Genomic DNA, 16,556 nt, shown 5'->3' with positions numbered 1-16,556 from the left:
CTGTTTTGAAAATGGGCGTAGGGGAGCCACTGGCGTGACTGTCGCTTCAACCTAAACGCTTAAATACTTGTGAAGTACATTGAGTACTTTATCTGCTTCTACTGGTTTACCCAAAAAGTCAGTTGCTCCTACTAATTTTGCTCGCATCCGATCTACTATTCCGTCTTTCCCCGTTAAGATGACAACCGGCACATCTTTGAGACTTGGAGTTTTACGGATTTGAGAACAAATTTCATAGCCATTCACTTTTGGCATCAAAAGATCCAAAAAAATAAAGTCGGGCTTGCTTTTAATTAGCTTTAAAATTGCTGTCAAGGAGTCTTGAATACCAACAAAGCGATAACCTTGATGGGTCATAATTTCTTCCAAACTGCGACAGATAGTCGGACTATCATCTACACAGGCTACTAAAGGTCTTGAGATATCAATAATTGCTTTGTTAGCCGCTGGAGGGGCAACTTGTATAAAAGTGTTCTCTTCTTTCTTCAGTGAAGAATTGGAATTATTAACTGCACTGGAGGTAGTGATAATTTCTTTGCTAGGCGCTGGGGGAGCAACTTTGTTCAAATTGGGCCCAGCTTGTATAAAAGTGTTCTCTTCTGTCTTTAGTGAAGAATTGGGATTATTAACTGCACTCGATGGGTTGCCAGTTTCTTTACTAATCTCAACCTTCCTGGGGCTTGGGGTGGGTGAAAAAGCGATCGCCCCTGCTTTTACCAATGGCATCAAAAACCGGGCCAAAACTAAGGCATCCCGACCGCTTTTTTGCCCTAGACCTCGTAAAGTTTTTGTGCCATCAACTAGAGAAATAATCTGTTTAGAGGATGCTTGTCCTTGGAGTAGCTCAAGTTGTTGAATGACAGGATATAAATTAGGCGAGTAACTTGCCAATCCTGCATCTCGCCATTGTTGCCAAGCTTGTGTAGCCTGTTTTAAGACTTCCTCAGTTGGTATTACAGCTAGGAGAAACCCAGGAACTGCACCAACAACGGTAGTAGGTGACAACTGCCCTGTTGGATTGTTGCCATTTCTTTTGGCTTCAACGTACTGCATTATATCAAACAGGACTTCAGCTATTAAGCTTGTAATCAGGCTAACAAGTTGTTGTTGTTCGATTAATTTTTGTTCTCGCAATTTACTAAGAATGCAATACTCGCGATAACTTTCCTGGGGAGAGACAAGCTCCTCCAACTTTGTTGCATCCAGATTAGAACAGTACTGCGACAAGTGTCGTCGCCATCGCTCATCGGCATTAGAACCGCCAGCCTGCCAAATTAATCGTCCTAAACGAAAATATAGCGTCCAAGTCGGCCCATCCTTTGCTTCAAGATTTAGCCTGCCTGTGAATAATTTAGTTTGAAGTTGCTCGATCAATTGATTCACAATGGATCGCGCCTCCTTATATATCTTGAGTTTTGCATTTACATTAGAATTCCTCAAACAATCCAGCTTACGAACCTCATCGTGCGATCGCCAATAGCACAGTTCAAAACCTCGATTGAGCTACCCCAACTTGTTATATCCCTTTTCAATCCGGGCATTTTTAAAGTTAAAAGTCGGAAGCTTGAACAAAGATTTAAGCTCTTTTTCTAATTATTAATAGGTTAACTATATTACTTTTGCCATGTTACATATAATGAGCAAATTGCTTATATAGATGTAGTTGCAATACAGACCTTAAAAAGATGGAAATGTTGAATACTACAAAGCATAGACCAGCTTTAATGCTTATTGATTGTGTACTATGAGGCTTAAGGCGACAGACACAAGCGATCGCATTCTGCTAGTCTGCATATACAAAAAATGAGCTTGAATTAAGTTTGTCAAGAAATTGCTTGTTACCGAATAAAGTATTGGCGATCGCGTTGTTCTAGTACCCCTTGCTTGATCAAGGAGCGCAAGATATCTATTGTTTGCACCCGGCTTAAGCCTATTACCTCTTCAATTTCTATGAGAGTAGCTCCTTCAGCTTGCTGAATGTATTGCTGCACTTTAGATTTAACAGTATCTGCATTCAAGGCTGGCACTTTCTTAGTCATGGTATTGACGGAAGAACGAAAACCAGTGGCTTTAATTGAAGAACGGGAGATTGACCATTTTGGAACTGTTGCAACTAATTTCTCTTTTTCAGCAGGAGTCGGAGAAACTGCTTGTTCGTGACTGCAATCGCCCCAAACACTGTTATGTAAAGTTGCCCGAAAATTTTGCAAATCTTGGAATAATGCCTGAGCCTTTGCTGTCCGCTGTTGGCGGTATTCTTGCTGGCGCTGCGAGACATCTGTTTTTATTTGCAATATTTCCAATTGCCGCTCTACAATCTCTTGCTGAAATTGCTGCTGTTGCAAGTTTCTATTGTTGTGAAGGCTGGTAACAAAACTGCTCAATTCTTGATGAAGCAAATCTGCTTGCATCTGAAATTCTTGTTGAGTTAGCTGTTTCCACTGGTTAACTTGTTGACGGCGTTCAGCAGTTATTTGCAATCGCTGCGATCGCTCTTGTTCCCACAAATTATTGAGAGCCATCAGCTGAAATCTCCTATTTTGTTAACTAGAAACATTAAATGGGAGCCATGAAGACTCCCTTTTTCTAATGTGCTGTTAAGCAGCAGATGGAACAGCAGCCTGAGATGTTAAACCAACTGCCTCGGCATATCTTAAGTAAGTTTCAACTGATGCAATTACAATCCGAGCTTCGATTGATAGCAGTTCAATCCCAACTAAAGAAACACGTACCCAAGCATCAACTACAATTCCTTTGTCCAAAATCCGGTCAATAACTTCAGCTAGACTAGAAGATGAGTTAACTTTTTCAACAGCCATTTTCTTTTACTCTCACAACTCTAATTATTGGTTTTATCTTGCTCTGATCGAGCAGTAGGTAAAACTTACACAATGTGTTTTATTCTTCCTGGGTTTAGTGTTCCCAAAAACATAAGATAAATAAAAGAAAATAAAAAAATACTAAAAAGTTAACAATATTTTTTTACACAAAAAAATAGCAGAAAAAATCATCTTGTCTTTATTTTTTCTTGACAAGGATTAAATATTATTTTTTATAAATTTATATGAGAGGATTTTTGAGAAAATGATACGGTGGCAGAGGTTCGCTCAGTGCCAATTGCCAGTGCAAGCATTGTACTTGCCAAAGAGAAAATTGCTCCGTACTGACCGTTGAATTGTTGCGCTGTGCCAAAAAGTGGATTTGTCGCACATCTGGCTGTCGAGTCTCACAGATAACGTTTGTATACGTTTTGAGAATTAACTGGTTCAGGAGTTCCCACTGTTCGGATTGTTGTGCTTGAAATGCTTGCTGTGTTTGGTAGCGTTGTTTTTTAGCTAATAAATAGGCTTTCCCCCTAGCATCACTAGTGTCAGACTCGTCAAGCAAATTACAGGGTGTAGCTTTTAAAGTGTACTCAACTTTGTCTGCTAGGTAAGTTAGGGTTTCTAGATATTGCTGTTGGTGTTTTTCTAGATGATTCAGCAGTGTTTCTTGCGAGGTAAAACCGTTTCCAAAGCGTAGGGGGAGAAGGGGAGTTTGTTGAAAAAGTTCTCGAATCACGCGATCGTGGATTAATACAGCTTGAAGTAAACGCTCATCCGTTGCTTGTATTGCCTCCAGTGAGATTTCCATCTCTACGATCGCGGCTAAACCAGAAGAGTAAACCAGTTCAGTATTCCTCTCCATCCCTAAAGGTAGAACAAGCTCTGATGCGATCGGTACTAGAAGAGCATAGGCGTATATTGACATAAACTTGGGATACTTATTAAGTAATTAAGTCTGTACAAATAAAGTTAACTATAGTAATTTCCTCTGTTTCATCGAAGTTGGGAAGTCTTCCGGAACGCTTCTTTTTACATCAAATATGTTCCCGGAGGGTAAGTATCGCCGTGTGCAACTTTCTCTCAAACCTAACCCCCAGCCCCTTCCCTACAAGGGAAGGGGAGCAAGAATCAAAGTTTCTCTCCCTGTGGCGGAGAAGATTGGAGAGGGGTTCTAAGGATAAGTTGCACATCGCGTTAAGTAGCTTCCTCTGTGAACTTCTGCGTTGTTTCAAATAAGAGACTATTCAGATTGGCGCTGATTAGCAAGCATTTGGTATGTAGCTTGAAAATCATCATTTGTAATCTGAATTAGGCTGGAGTCGCTCAATCCCTGGGCGCGGTATCGACGAATTGCGCTTAAAGCAGCTTGATTGCTCAACAAAGCCAAGTCTGCCCCATTCCAACCCTCGGTAACTGTCGCCCAGGTTTCTAAATCGACATCCACGAGGGGACGATCTAGATTGTGAACTCGTAAAATCGCTAATCGGCTGGCTCGATCTGGGAGATCGATTTTGATTTGTAAGTCCAATCTTCCAGCTCTGAGCAAGGCAGGATCGAGGGTTTCTGGACGATTGGTTGCTCCTACTAACAGTACTTTCGGGCATTCATGCAACCCATCCAATTCGGTGAGCAGTTGACCGACAACGCGATCGCTAACTCCAGAATCACCACTGAATCGTCCCCGTGCTGGTGCTAGGGTATCAATTTCATCTACAAACACAACGCAAGGTGCTGCTTGCCGAGCTTTGCGAAAGAGTTCTCTGACTGCTTGTTCTGCGGCTCCTACCCACCGGCTGAGTAATTCCGGGCCATTCACAGCAATAAAGTTGGCTCTAGCCTGGGAAGCGATCGCTTTTGCAAGTAGTGTTTTTCCCGTTCCCGGCGGCCCCCACAACAAAATCCCCCGGGGAGGCTTGGCTTTGGTTTGCTCGTATAGTTCGGGATAGAGGAGTGCGCCTTCTACAGATTCTTGAAGTTTTTGTTTCACATCATCCAAACCACCAATATCATCCCAGCTGACACTCGGTGCTTCAACTGCTACAGACCTGAGAACAGAGGGTTTTATCTCCTTAATTGCTTCGAGAAAATCCTGCTGTATGACAGTCATGTTCTCAGGAATGGGACTGTTGAGCGAGGGGACTTGACGACGCAGGGCAATGTAGGCTGCTTTTTGACAAAGAGCTTTGATATCGGCACCGACAAAACCGACGGCTAAATCAGCGATCGCTCCTAAATTAACCGAAGTATCCAAAGGCATGGCACTTGTCAAAATCGTCAGAATTTCCAATCGTCCATCGCGATCGGGAACCCGAAAATGAACTTCGCGATCGAAGCGTCCCGGACGACGCAGGGCCGGATCGAGATGATCGGGACGATTTGTTGCCGCTAGTACAAGTACGCCCTCGGTTTTGGCAAATCCATCCATTAACCCAAGCAACTGCGCCACTAGTCTTTTTTCAACTTCACCTTCCACTTGACTGCGATCTGGAGCAAGGCTGTCAATTTCATCAATAAATATCAGACAGGGAGCAGAACGAGTTGCTTTCTCAAAAATGCTTCGCAAACGAGCTTCTGCTTCCCCGTAATACTTGCTCATCACCTCTGGGCCATTGATGGCAATGTAGTTTAACTCTAACTCTTCTGCCAAAACACGGGCTGTTAAAGTTTTTCCCGTACCGGGCGGGCCAACTAGCAAAACCCCACGCGGAGGCTCTAACCCTAATTTCACCAATAAATCTGGACGTTTAAGGGGAATTTCAACTAACTCTCTGATTTCCTTGAGAACATCAGCCAAGCCGCCGACACCTTGCCAAGAAGCTTTTGAGTTCTTGTTAGCTGATGGGGTGGTGACATCATCAGCATTATCCATTGGTGTAGCTGCATCGGTAGAATTGGATCGAACTCGGCTGGAACTAGTTTTTCTCGGAATATTGCCTTGCCGGGGAATACTACTGAGATGATGAGACCGAATTTCAATAGAAGTTTTTAACTCCCCTTTCTCTACTTTTTCTTCTAAAGCTTTGGCAATTTCTAATAGCTGTTCAAATCCTTTAAATATATCGTCCATTGATTTTACTTAAATAAAAGGCAGAAAAAATTAATTTCCCAAAAAATTAAAAGTTTCAATAATTTTTGATTTTCAATTTTTATTGCTGTTCAACAGTGAAAGAAATTAATTCAGTTGGAAATCAATAATCGAAGACGAGCAAAGTTAAAGGGGGCAGTGAAATTGTTGTAGCGAATTCGCAAACGCTCTTCAAATTGATGATCGAGTGCTTCAACGTGTTCGCTAAATTGCGATTCTGCTTCCCAAGGAATTAGGTAGGCTGCATTGTAAATCATTGTCTCCATTTGGGGAGTATTTTCCACCATATCGACAGCAATGGAGTTGAGCGTGCCTTGAAATACATCGATGATGCCTTGCTTGCGATCGTTCATTCCCTGTTCGATGGCTTGCCCTATTTGGATAGCTTGCTCCATACTCAAGGGTTGACCCACTAGCTTATCCCTTTGAGTTTTGAGATTTGGATGTTCTGCTAACAATCCCTGAATTTCTGCCTCAGTATCCCAAAAAACTTTGACACTAACTTCTCGACAACCCGATAACTTCGCAAGCAATTGCGTCAATTCTTCTTGATGAGGACGAATTAATTGCTCTGAAACCGTTTCCCAGCTTGAAATCAAAAGTCCAAATTGCATGGGCAGTAAATTGCGATGGCCTGCTTCCATGATGTCCTCAAGGACTTTCTCGTGACTTAGCAGGTTACGACGGCTTGCTAAATAACGCTCTTGCTGTGCTTCGGAGTAGATGACTGCAAAACCATCCAAAATTTTAATTTGTACAGGTTGCTGATCTATGCCCTGTAAATTTAAATTTTGTGGAGCAGGCAAGGTCAAAATTCCGTAAATGTAAAAGCCATAACTCATAAGAATGTCTTACCAAGAAGAATATAGATAAAAAAGTTACAGGGGTTTAGAAGTGAGTACTAATCTTAACTTGGCATGAACTAAGCTTAACTGAGCCAGTCCTAAGTCCAAGTCACCCTCAACCACAACACCCGTATTTAATAGGCGATCGAGGAGTTCTAAAATAGAGGGTTGACTAGAGGTTTCGCCGGGGTAGTATCCTCCAGATTGGGGAAGTAAATTTCCCATTTCACCCAAGTTAATATTTAGATCGGCTGGGTCAATATCAAATATCTCGCAAAGCTGAACAACTTGCTGTTCAAGCTTTTGCAGGCTTTCGGCAGCTTGATCTAACTCAGAGTCGCTGAGGTTGCCAGCATCCATTCGCCGAATTACCTGAGCTTCCATGAGTTGGCGTATCAGTTCAACAACCGTCAGTAATAACGGTGCTAAACCTGAATCGGAACCTTTTGATTTGCTAATCGCCTGCATTCTGATGATTAATAGGATTGAGTGCTTTGAGCGATCGCAGTTCTGTTTCTAGACTGGCAACACGCTCTTGAAGTTGTTGATTAGTTGTTAATAAGGAACGAGCTTGACTATTAAGATAGGGGTCGCTCTCCCACCAGTTAATTCCAATCTCTTTAGCTTTATCAACAGAAGAAATCAACAAACGAATTCGGATGTTGAGCAGTTCTGTAGAGCCGACAGAAACAGAAATATCTCCTGCTATCACAATGCCTTTATCTAGAACCCGTTCTAGAATATCTGCCAAGGTAGAACCTTGAGTTGATGTGGTGATAGCTCCCCGATTAGTATTAGTACTCATTTATTTATTAAATGGACAGAATCAAAAGCAACTGTCTGTGAGATGTTCGGCAGTTCAGTGCCTTGCATTTGCAATAATACTCCTTGCTCTCTGAGAGACTTGAATGCAGCCACAATTTGACTGCGATCGATCCCTAATTCTGTTGCCAAATCAGAGAAACGCCTTCCAGGAGACTTGTACAGGTAGTTGTAGACTTCATGCTCGTAAGGTACTCGTTGTTCCAATACAATCTGATTTTGGCTGTCTGGTATTATCTCTGTCGGCTGAGATTGAGTATTTGTACTATGATGCAATTCACTCAAAACCTCTTCCAGTAGCCGAGTTGCTTCCATCAGAGGTTGATTTGTGCGAGAAAGCAAGATATCGGCACAAATATCTTGGAAGTAAGAATCTCCGAAATTGATAGAAATTTCGTGTTCGTGGCAGATTCTAGCAATCATCAGACAGGAACGTAATCCACCGCCCATCCCAGAGCCAGATCGACTCCAAAACATCCGCACTAAGCGCACGATTTTTTCTGCTTTCTCAGAATCTATGCCTGTTTTATGAACTACGATTTCCTGCTGAGTCAGTTCATCAGGTGGAGGCATATCAATGGTAATAACACGATCCATCAAAGCATCCTGAGTTGCATGGACTCCACAATACTCTTGAGGATTTGATGTTAAAATTGCCCGAAACTTAGGATGAACCTGGATATACTCTGCTCGCTGTTGATTTGTTGGCAATACCAACAACCTCTCCTCAAGTACGGAGAGTAAAACGTTATTTACCTCCGGGTGCGATCGGTTGAATTCGTCGTAAACCAGCGTAAATCCTTCTTTACAAGCTAGGGTTAATCGTGCATCAACCCAGTGTTGTCGAAGTTCATCCTCAACTTTCACAACGCTGTGGATGAAATTATCAACAACCTTTTTGCGGGTATAACCTAATTGATTACCAATCAAGTCTGAGGTTTTAAACTCATCATCTCCAAATAAGAGGATGATAGGCTGATTGAGCAAATCAGCTAGATGCATTGCCAGAGTAGTTTTTCCGACTCCAGCCGCACCACGTAAATGTACTGAAAAACCCGACTGTAGATAGCGCAAAGCGCGTTGAGCGACGCGTTGAATAGCAGGGGTATTGACAAATCGCTGAGGAGATGCATTTAATACTGTTGTCAAGCTCTAAGTACCTCCTAAATAGTAAATTTATAAAAAAGTAATTTTTTGTACATCGGATATATAAAATACGGATGTCAATAAGCCTTAACTGGACTCAAATCCAACACATTTTGGCATCAACATAAGACTAGTAATGTTTAATATTTATGTCATCAGCATGATTACGGTCTTGCGAGGACAGGTTTAATAAATCCACACGAGTTTAAACTGATATGGTTCTGCGCTTTTTACTATTACCGATTACCGGCCCATTAATGGGGGTAACGTGGCTTGGGGAAAAAATTTTAGAACAAGCAAGTACTGAAATTGATGATAAAGAAAATCTCAGCAAGCAGCTTCTTGCACTGCAACTTGCTTTTGATATGGGAGAAATTCCGGAAGAAGAGTTTGAAATTCAGGAAGAAGCCCTTTTATTAGCGATTTTGGAAGCAGAAAAGCAGGAACGCGATCGCACACAAGAGTAAGGCAGAGGAGGAACTACACCCCCGATCGCGAGGCTTTTTTCATCGAATTTAATCTGTAATGTGTGGATGAGAGAAAATATAAGTATTGCGATTCCGAATATAATCAGCCATGACTGAAACCAAACCCACTCGTACCGCACGCAGGGGACGAATATTCCCTGAAATTCAGTGGAATGAAGAACAAAAAGCACGACATGAAGCCGAACGCGAGGCTTTTTACCAACGTTGTAAACCTATTTTTGAGCGAGTCAAATCAGAATTAATTGAAACTCACTACAACTGGTTTGTTGCAGTTGAACCGGATAGTGGAGAATATTTTGTTGATAAAGATTTAGAAGTAGTTTCATTACGGTGTCGCGAACAACATCCAGGCAAAATACACTATACTTTTCGGATTAATGAGTCTGGGGCTTGCGGCACGATATGACGATTTCCGGTTTTTTTGGTGATGAGGATGCACTACTTTTTGAAATTAATTTAATAACATTAGAGGGATTGGAATTACCTGTTGAGGCGATGCTTGATACAGGTTTTTCGTATTGGTTAGCGATTAATGAGCAAGATATAGATTTTAGATATCGATTCTCCAATGCTTGTTAAATGATTGCTAGTAATGGATGCGATCGCATTTCCTCACTCCAGAGTAATGTTACTTTTATTTAAGTAGATATTGTGTTGATAAACTTACTGTATTTTCAATATCATTTGTTGGGTTCTACTACCCTTCGGGTGTCTACGTTTTATGTAATCTATAGAAGATGGCGATCGTACTAAAAGTAAGCAATGGGTAAGAAACAACAAAATTTGTCCACTGTAAATGTACTAATGATAAAGGTAATAGACAGATAATGCTGTGTATCTCTATTGCGAGGTCGGGGATTTCAAGCACTACTCCCTTTCCAACTTTAATACGACGTTTTGATAATACCTAGCCGCCATTTCTTCTGCTTTTTCATAGACAACTAATGGGTTTTTTAGCATATCACCTGGTTCAAGCTCTAAATCGCTAGTTGAAAGTGAGACTCGCCCTTTTTCAACATTAATGCTGATAATGATTGCTCTAACCCACTCACCTACTTGAAAAACTTGCTCTGGATGGTCAACAGTTTGTTGAGAAATTGCAGCGATATGTAGTAGCGCGTAATATCCACCAATATTAACGAAGACACCATAGGAGTTAATTTTATGGATAGTTCCATCTACAAGTTGACCAAGCTTTAGTGTTTTTAATCTTGCTTTTGCTGACGCACTATGATTATAAGGTGTTCGTCTTTCTATGAAGTTTTCACGCAGTCCATATTTTTTGTTTAACTCAATTCTTCGCTTGGAATACCAACTTGCATCAAATTCACCTAAAGCAATATCAATTGGTAAATTTTTATATAAGCTGACAAGTGCGTAGGCTTCTGTGATTTGACCGTTAGCTGTTAAATTCGTAATCCATAGCATTACATCATGTATGATTACTAGCCATTGTTGTAAGGCCGTTAGTTGGTTCCATACAGTTTCACGTCCAGTTTCACTAGCCCTACCACGTCCTCCCCAGTACATTGCTAAACGTGTTCGCCAATTTTGACCATTCATATTAGATGGCTCAAGCAAAGCTCCCCAATTTGTATTACTCAGATCATCAATATATGACCATTGTGATGGTTGATACTCATCTTGAAGAAATGTGCTAACTCCATCGTGAAAAGCCTTGATCAATTCACAACGTTCAGCAGTAATCTTGAGGCGTGTTGTAGTGTCATGACCGCACATCCACGGTTCAATTCTCAATTGCACAACTGCATTACTCAAGGACTCCGCTATAAGCTCTACTCCATGACCTTCCTCATCAATGATCATTTTAGCGGGTAGTTGGGAGTCTCGAATTTGCCCCAGCCAGATGTACAGTTCTTGATAAGGATTGAATGTAGATGATGTCCAAATTTGAGTACAAAGATGACCAGCTTCTATGCGGAGCAAAATCCATCCTCTGAGAATACGTTCATTTGAGAATTGCGTAAGGGTCACTCTCATTTATTCAAAGCGATATACCGCGCTCGCTCACAAACAAAACCAATTTAGCATCACCGAAACCATACACAAGTTACTAAGTATTATTTTCAACATTCGGTTTTCTGCTCCCCTAGCCATTACCGCGCAATCAAGGTGCGAAATATTGGCTACTAAAAACCTTGATAAATCGATTATGTCGTGAACTGCAAGAGGCAAACGAGGCATACGCGCGATCTCTTGAGCGTTAATCCGGGCTAAATGTTTTACACTAAAAGCTTTTACCCCAATTTCAGTTAACCTTTAAAACACAATATCCAATAACACGATCGCAATTTTCTCCCCCAGCCTCCCAACTTCGACCGCGCAAGGAAGTTGCGAAGAATAAGCAAGCTGAAATCTTAGTACTTAATATTCCAATGTTATGGTGTTGAATTTTGGTGTATTGTCCTCTAAGTCAGTATTTGCTTGCTGATGGGTGATGTCTTCTTCAGCAATGATTTGATTATTTAAAATAGCAAGACGCTGCTGAATCTGATGTCGGCGTGCTTCGAGTTTCTGTAGTTCCTGCTCTAAACGCTCTTTTTCCAACATCATTTTGTAAGCATTTAAGTAAACTCTTGCTTGAGAACGTTGAGGAGGCATTGAGCTAAGTTTGGCTTGAATTTGTCCGCGATTTGGAGTGCGATGCATAATAAATTTCTCTCTGGGTATGAAAGTATTTAGTCTAATTAGTCTTTAAAATAAACAGGCTGCGGCTGCTTGGATGCGTTCTAAAGGCTGAACTGAGCGAGGAAGCACTGGTAAGCGAACTATTGTTAAACCAGGAAAATCGCAATTAATGGTTGCTGTAGAAGTAAAGCGGTTGAGAACAAGGTAATTCTGACTCACACCTATTTCTTGCAGAGATTTGAACAGGCGTTGTTGTTCGGCAAGTACGCTAGCCTGGTTAAGTGTAACCCCAATGAACTCTGCTTGCTGTAGGTCTTTTAGCACTTTTTGGGCTTTGACTACGCGCTGTCGCAAAGTTCGTAAACGCCCCATGAACTCTGTACGACCAAGGACATTTTGATACTTGATCCAGAGTTTGAAAATCCAAGCTAGCCAGTCTGCTAGTGCTGTTGGCATTTCTAGAAAACGCAGAAGATGACCTGTAGGAGCAGTGTCTAAAATAATCAAGTCTTCTTCTTGTTGCTCTAGCAATTCCATTACTGTTAACAGAGAAAGCATTTCATCAATCCCTGGTAAAGCTTGACCGACAATTTTGCGCCAAGCAACAGGAGCGTATGCCATTTCAATAGTTTCGCTTGTTTGGGTTTCGCCACTCATCATTTCGGCCAGTTCCCACAGGTAATCGGCTCTGAATTGATCGACAATGCGATCGCTATCTACTTCCTGACCTCGAAGATTGGGAGTTATTTGATATGGTTCGTGTCCAAAACTCAGACCAAAGGCATCACCCAAGGAGTGGGCTGGATCGATGGAAACCATGCGAATTTTGCGATCGGGATGTTGTTGAGCCATAGCCCAACCAATCGCAGCTGCTACTGTGGTCTTGCCTACTCCACCTTTACCGCCAATTAGTAACAGGCGACGACCTTGGGTGAGAAAATCTCCAAAGCTAGGAGGAATTGTTTCAGGCCATTGAACTGGGAGTAGATCGATAGGAGGTAGCGGTTCAAGCTGAGGAATATGGATTTGGTCGATCAGATGGCTGAGGGCTACAATTCCTAAAGGCTCCTTATCTTGCTGTGGCACGATAAAAATCGGCTTTTCGTGAGCGAGAGCCGTATACTGACCGATCAGTGGTTGTTGTTCTTGGTAACGATCGCGGTCAGTCGCACTGGCAAGAACTTGGTTGACAAACAACCCTCCGCAAGGCATCTGCATGGTTTGTAAGGCTTCTAGAAATCGTTTGGACTCCAACCAACTCATTGGTTCGGCGATCGCAACTAACAAACAAGCAGTATGCTTAGGATCTTGAAGCAGACGACGACCTTGCGACAGTTCAGCTTTCAGGGTTTGCAAAAAGTTGTCAGCGCGATCGGGTGTGTAACTCCCAGCAAAGGTCTTGCTAATATACCGATGCTTTTCTTGAAACAATTCCAGAGAGTGGAGGAAAGTGTCTAAAAAATCCATCAATCCAAACAAGTTGAGAGTATGACCGCTAGGAGCCATATCCACTACTACTCGATCTACCTGCTGTTCGTTGAAAAGGCGTTGGATCTCTAACAAACCCATCAATTCGTCCAGTCCAGGCCAATTTAAATCCCAAACTGGAGACAAGTCTTCTCCTTCAACAAAACTACCCCGTTCCACTAGCAGTTCTAATACCTGACCATAACGTTCTTTAAAGTCTTGTAGCAGAAGCTTTGCATCCAACGCCCTTACTAGTAGATTGGGTAATTCCGCTATGGGACGAGGAATGTCATCAACGCTAACTTGTAAGACATCTCCAAGAGAGTGAGCTGGATCGGTTGAGATTAAAAGAATTTGCTCATTGCTAAATTTCTGCGCCCAACGATATGCAAAGGTGCAGGAGATTGTCGTTTTTCCGACTCCACCTTTGCCGCTAAACATAGCAAGGTGTAGGTTATCAAAAAGTTCCATCCCGTTTGCCATTTATGGCGTTTTAGGATAAAGTTACTACATATTTTTGAAAATTATTTAAGTAATTTCTCTGAATAAAGGTATTTAAAACCTTAATTTTTCCCAGATGGGATTTAGAAAACTTCTATATACCGCGGGGACAGGGAAAACTTCATAAGAGAATCTTTAAGATTAGACCCTTTTGGCAGAGAGCAAGAATTGTATTTTCTTCCTTCTGCCTCCTGCCTCCTGCCTTCTGCCTTCTGCCTTTCTTCGGTAATTATTTTTGTTGAGGTACTTACAACGATTAGCCGAGGGACTATAACTAAGGGAAAGATTTAGCCAGTGGTGTACAAAGGTAAGGAGATATAGATGGTTAACAGTTATAAAGGCGATATAAATATTGGGTGTAATGTCCCAAGTATTCCTGAATATAACTTTTTTTCTGATAGTAAGTCTGAGGATATTCATCTTTTTCCACTCAAAACAGACTCTCCTTACATAGGACTAAAAAATTTTGGAATCAAAGATAAAGACAATTTTTTTGGTCGAGAGAAGTGGATTGCTAATCTGTGCGATCACTTAAAAAAAGATAATGTAATCTTGCTTTTAGGAGCATCAGGCAGTGGCAAATCATCATTAATTCGTGCAGGTTTAATTCCTTACTTAGAAGCTAATAAAATTTTATTAACTAATCTAACTTTTCAGCCAGATGAAAATCCTTTTAAATCTCTGTATAAGAGTCTGTTCCTTGCCTATGGGAAACAATCAAAAATAGCAGATATCGCTCTCAAGCCGAGAGAAAATACTCTAATTAAAGTTGTCACATTACTCAAAGAATATTCTGAGTGCCTTCTGATTTTTATTGACCAATTTGAAGAACTGTTTACGAAAATTAAAAAGCCAGAACGGGACAAATTTCTTGCTAGTCTCTTTCAACTGCTTCAGCAGCAGGATAGCTCTGTCAAAATTGTTTTAACAATGCAATCTAATTTTGTAGAGAGATTTAGTGAGTATCCCCAACTTGCGAGTATCTATAATCACTATAGTTGTATACTCACTAGAATGAGCGATCGCGAATTAAAGTTAGCGATCGCTGAACCTGCTGCTAGAAATGGCGTTACCTTTGAACAAGGATTAGTTGAGCAAATTATTCATGATTTTCACCAACAAGATGATTCTTTACCACTTCTGGAATACACCCTGAATGTACTGTGGGAAAGGGAAAATATTACCAGCCGGGTTCTGAAGATAAAAACTTATAAAGAACTAAAAGAGCAAACGTTTGGTTATTTAAGCGAACAAGCTAATCAATTTATTAATACTAGTGTTGGATGGCACGATTCCTATTTGGCAGAAAAGGAACAAGAGATTCAAAAATTAAACCTTGCACTGACTGAATTAAAACTGCGCGAGCAATCCGCCAGGGTTTTGAATTTACTTCCTGTCCAACCGCTAGAGGGTTTGGTGCTGGCAATTCAAACAATGGGTGAGAATTTAGAGAAATACCCAAACCAGCTTCTAGCTTCTGTTGTGGGAAGCTTAAAGGAAGCAATGAACACACCCACAGAGGCAAATAGCTTGCGCGGACATGAGCAAGAGGTGAATTGTGTAGCCTTTAGTCCTGATGGCAATTTTATTGCCAGTGGCAGTAGTGATTCTACGGTGTGCTTGTGGAATATCATAGGCAATCCTACTGCTCAATTTTTGTGTGGACACGAGCAAGAGGTAAATTGTGTAGCCTTCAGTCCTGATGGCAAGTTTATTGCTAGTGGCAGTATTGACGGAATTTTGTGTTTATGGGATCTACAAGCTAATCTTATTACTCAACCGTGGCAGGGACATGAGGAAGGAATTATTTCTGTCGTCTTTAGCTCAAATGGCGATCGCATTATCAGTGTTGATTTTGACGGAACGGTGTGTTTATGGGATTTACAAGCTAATCTTATTACTCAACCCTGGCGCGGACATAAGGAAGGAGTTATTTCCGTCACCTTTAGTCCAAATTGCGATGGTGCGAGCGGGGATGGCTACAACAGCAGTGCTGTTGTAGCGTTGGCTTCGCCAACAGCAGAAAAATCGGAGATTTTTCTGCCCCCGCCGCACTTGCATAGTGATCGCATTATCACTGTTGGTTTTGACGGGACAGTGTGTTTGTGGGATTTACAAGGTAATCTCATTACTCAAGCGTGGCACGAACATGAGGCAAAAATTATTTGCGTCGCCTTTAGCCCCGATCGCAAGTTTATTGTCAGTGGCAGTAGTGATTCTACAGTGCGGTTGTGGGACATACAAGGTAATCCCATCGGTCAACCTTGGCGCGGGCATGAAGGACATGTAAATTCTGTAGCATTTAGCCCTGATGGTAAGTTTATTGTTAGTGGTAGCTGCGATCGCACAATACGCTTGTGGGATATTGACGGCAACTCCATCACTCAACCTTTGCGAGGACATCAAGGACAAGTTAATTCCCTAGCCTTTAGTCCCAATGGCAAACTGATTGTCAGTGGTGGCGATAAAACTGTGCGTTTGTGGGAGCTACATCAAATATTACAAGATCGGGTCATCGGGCGATCGCAGCGCAAATATGAGAATTGGGTTAATTCTGTCGCCTTTAGCGCTGATGGCAAGTTTATTATCAGTGCCAGCAATGATTCTACAGTCCGCTTGTGGGATATTGACGGCAACCCCATTGGTCAACCTTGGCGCGGGCATGAAAAAGAAGTTAATTCTGTCGCCTTTAGCGCTGATGGCAAGTTTATTATCAGTGCCAGCAATG

16 protein-coding genes are annotated in these 16,556 nt (G+C 41.7%); 4 read left to right on the top strand and 12 right to left on the bottom strand.

Going from position 1 to position 16,556, the window contains the following annotated elements; all coding sequences use genetic code 11:
* Positions 1-51: 51 nt before the first annotated feature.
* The 9 genes from ACM0OY_RS19955 to gvpN all read right to left on the bottom strand — a co-directional run bounded on the left by ACM0OY_RS19955 (position 52) and on the right by gvpN (position 8,726).
* The gene (locus tag ACM0OY_RS19955; RefSeq protein WP_414570591.1) at positions 52-1,383 is read right to left on the bottom strand and encodes a response regulator; all 1,332 of its coding nucleotides are present in this window, start codon (positions 1,381-1,383) and stop codon (positions 52-54) included.
* A 455-nt stretch (positions 1,384-1,838) separates the two neighbouring features.
* A complete protein-coding gene (locus ACM0OY_RS19950; RefSeq protein WP_414570590.1) occupies positions 1,839-2,522 on the bottom strand; it encodes a gas vesicle protein GvpC in 684 nt (227 codons plus the stop codon).
* A 75-nt stretch (positions 2,523-2,597) separates the two neighbouring features.
* Complete coding sequence (gvpA, locus tag ACM0OY_RS19945) at positions 2,598-2,819, bottom strand: gas vesicle structural protein GvpA (RefSeq protein WP_163931998.1); 222 nt, start codon at positions 2,817-2,819, stop codon at positions 2,598-2,600.
* Positions 2,820-3,060: 241 nt separating this feature from the next.
* Positions 3,061-3,750, bottom strand: a complete 690-nt coding sequence (locus tag ACM0OY_RS19940; protein WP_414570589.1) for a GvpL/GvpF family gas vesicle protein — start codon at positions 3,748-3,750, stop codon at positions 3,061-3,063.
* A gap of 315 nt (positions 3,751-4,065) precedes the next feature.
* Complete coding sequence (locus ACM0OY_RS19935) at positions 4,066-5,892, bottom strand: AAA family ATPase (RefSeq protein ID WP_414570588.1); 1,827 nt, start codon at positions 5,890-5,892, stop codon at positions 4,066-4,068.
* Between the two features lie 110 nt (positions 5,893-6,002).
* A complete protein-coding gene (locus ACM0OY_RS19930) occupies positions 6,003-6,752 on the bottom strand; it encodes a GvpL/GvpF family gas vesicle protein (protein WP_414570587.1) in 750 nt (249 codons plus the stop codon).
* Between the two features lie 36 nt (positions 6,753-6,788).
* A complete protein-coding gene (locus ACM0OY_RS19925; protein ID WP_414570586.1) occupies positions 6,789-7,223 on the bottom strand; it encodes a gas vesicle protein K in 435 nt (144 codons plus the stop codon).
* Positions 7,210-7,560 (bottom strand): gas vesicle protein, encoded by a 351-nt coding sequence (locus tag ACM0OY_RS19920; protein WP_322673885.1) that lies wholly within the window; start codon positions 7,558-7,560, stop codon positions 7,210-7,212. Before ACM0OY_RS19920 ends, ACM0OY_RS19925 begins: the two co-directional genes overlap by 14 nt.
* A complete protein-coding gene (gvpN, locus tag ACM0OY_RS19915) occupies positions 7,557-8,726 on the bottom strand; it encodes a gas vesicle protein GvpN (RefSeq protein ID WP_414570584.1) in 1,170 nt (389 codons plus the stop codon). Before gvpN ends, ACM0OY_RS19920 begins: the two co-directional genes overlap by 4 nt.
* 212 nt (positions 8,727-8,938) lie before the next feature.
* On the opposite strand from gvpN, the gene ACM0OY_RS19910 reads away from it, so the two are divergent.
* From ACM0OY_RS19910 to ACM0OY_RS19900, 3 genes are all read left to right on the top strand, one after another.
* Entirely contained in the window at positions 8,939-9,190 is a 252-nt protein-coding gene (locus ACM0OY_RS19910; protein WP_099068605.1) for a gas vesicle protein GvpG, read from the top strand.
* 109 nt (positions 9,191-9,299) lie between these two features.
* Positions 9,300-9,617, top strand: a complete 318-nt coding sequence (locus tag ACM0OY_RS19905; RefSeq protein WP_414570583.1) for a hypothetical protein — start codon at positions 9,300-9,302, stop codon at positions 9,615-9,617.
* Positions 9,614-9,790 carry a hypothetical protein gene (locus ACM0OY_RS19900; RefSeq protein WP_414570582.1) on the top strand — a complete coding sequence of 59 codons (177 nt, stop codon included), beginning with the start codon at positions 9,614-9,616 and terminating at the stop codon, positions 9,788-9,790. Before ACM0OY_RS19905 ends, ACM0OY_RS19900 begins: the two co-directional genes overlap by 4 nt.
* 288 nt (positions 9,791-10,078) lie before the next feature.
* On the opposite strand, the gene ACM0OY_RS19895 is transcribed toward ACM0OY_RS19900, so the two are convergent.
* From ACM0OY_RS19895 to ACM0OY_RS19885, 3 genes are all read right to left on the bottom strand, one after another.
* Positions 10,079-11,212, bottom strand: a complete 1,134-nt coding sequence (locus tag ACM0OY_RS19895; protein WP_414570581.1) for a S1 RNA-binding domain-containing protein — start codon at positions 11,210-11,212, stop codon at positions 10,079-10,081.
* Between the two features lie 384 nt (positions 11,213-11,596).
* The gene (locus ACM0OY_RS19890) at positions 11,597-11,881 is read right to left on the bottom strand and encodes a hypothetical protein (protein WP_414570580.1); all 285 of its coding nucleotides are present in this window, start codon (positions 11,879-11,881) and stop codon (positions 11,597-11,599) included.
* Between the two features lie 45 nt (positions 11,882-11,926).
* Positions 11,927-13,798: an ArsA family ATPase gene (locus ACM0OY_RS19885; RefSeq protein WP_414570579.1), complete on the bottom strand. Its 1,872-nt coding sequence runs from the start codon at positions 13,796-13,798 to the stop codon at positions 11,927-11,929.
* Positions 13,799-14,149: 351 nt separating this feature from the next.
* On the opposite strand from ACM0OY_RS19885, the gene ACM0OY_RS19880 reads away from it, so the two are divergent.
* A partial coding sequence (locus ACM0OY_RS19880; protein WP_414570578.1) for an NACHT and WD repeat domain-containing protein occupies positions 14,150-16,556 on the top strand: 2,407 nt, incomplete at its 3' end.

It is taken from the genome of Nostoc sp. CCY 9925, from assembly GCF_963920935.1.
Taxonomy (GTDB): Bacteria; Cyanobacteriota; Cyanobacteriia; order Cyanobacteriales; family Nostocaceae; genus Nostoc.
The sequence above is the reverse complement of the archived record's forward strand: the minus strand, read 5'-3'. Positions and strand labels throughout refer to the sequence as shown.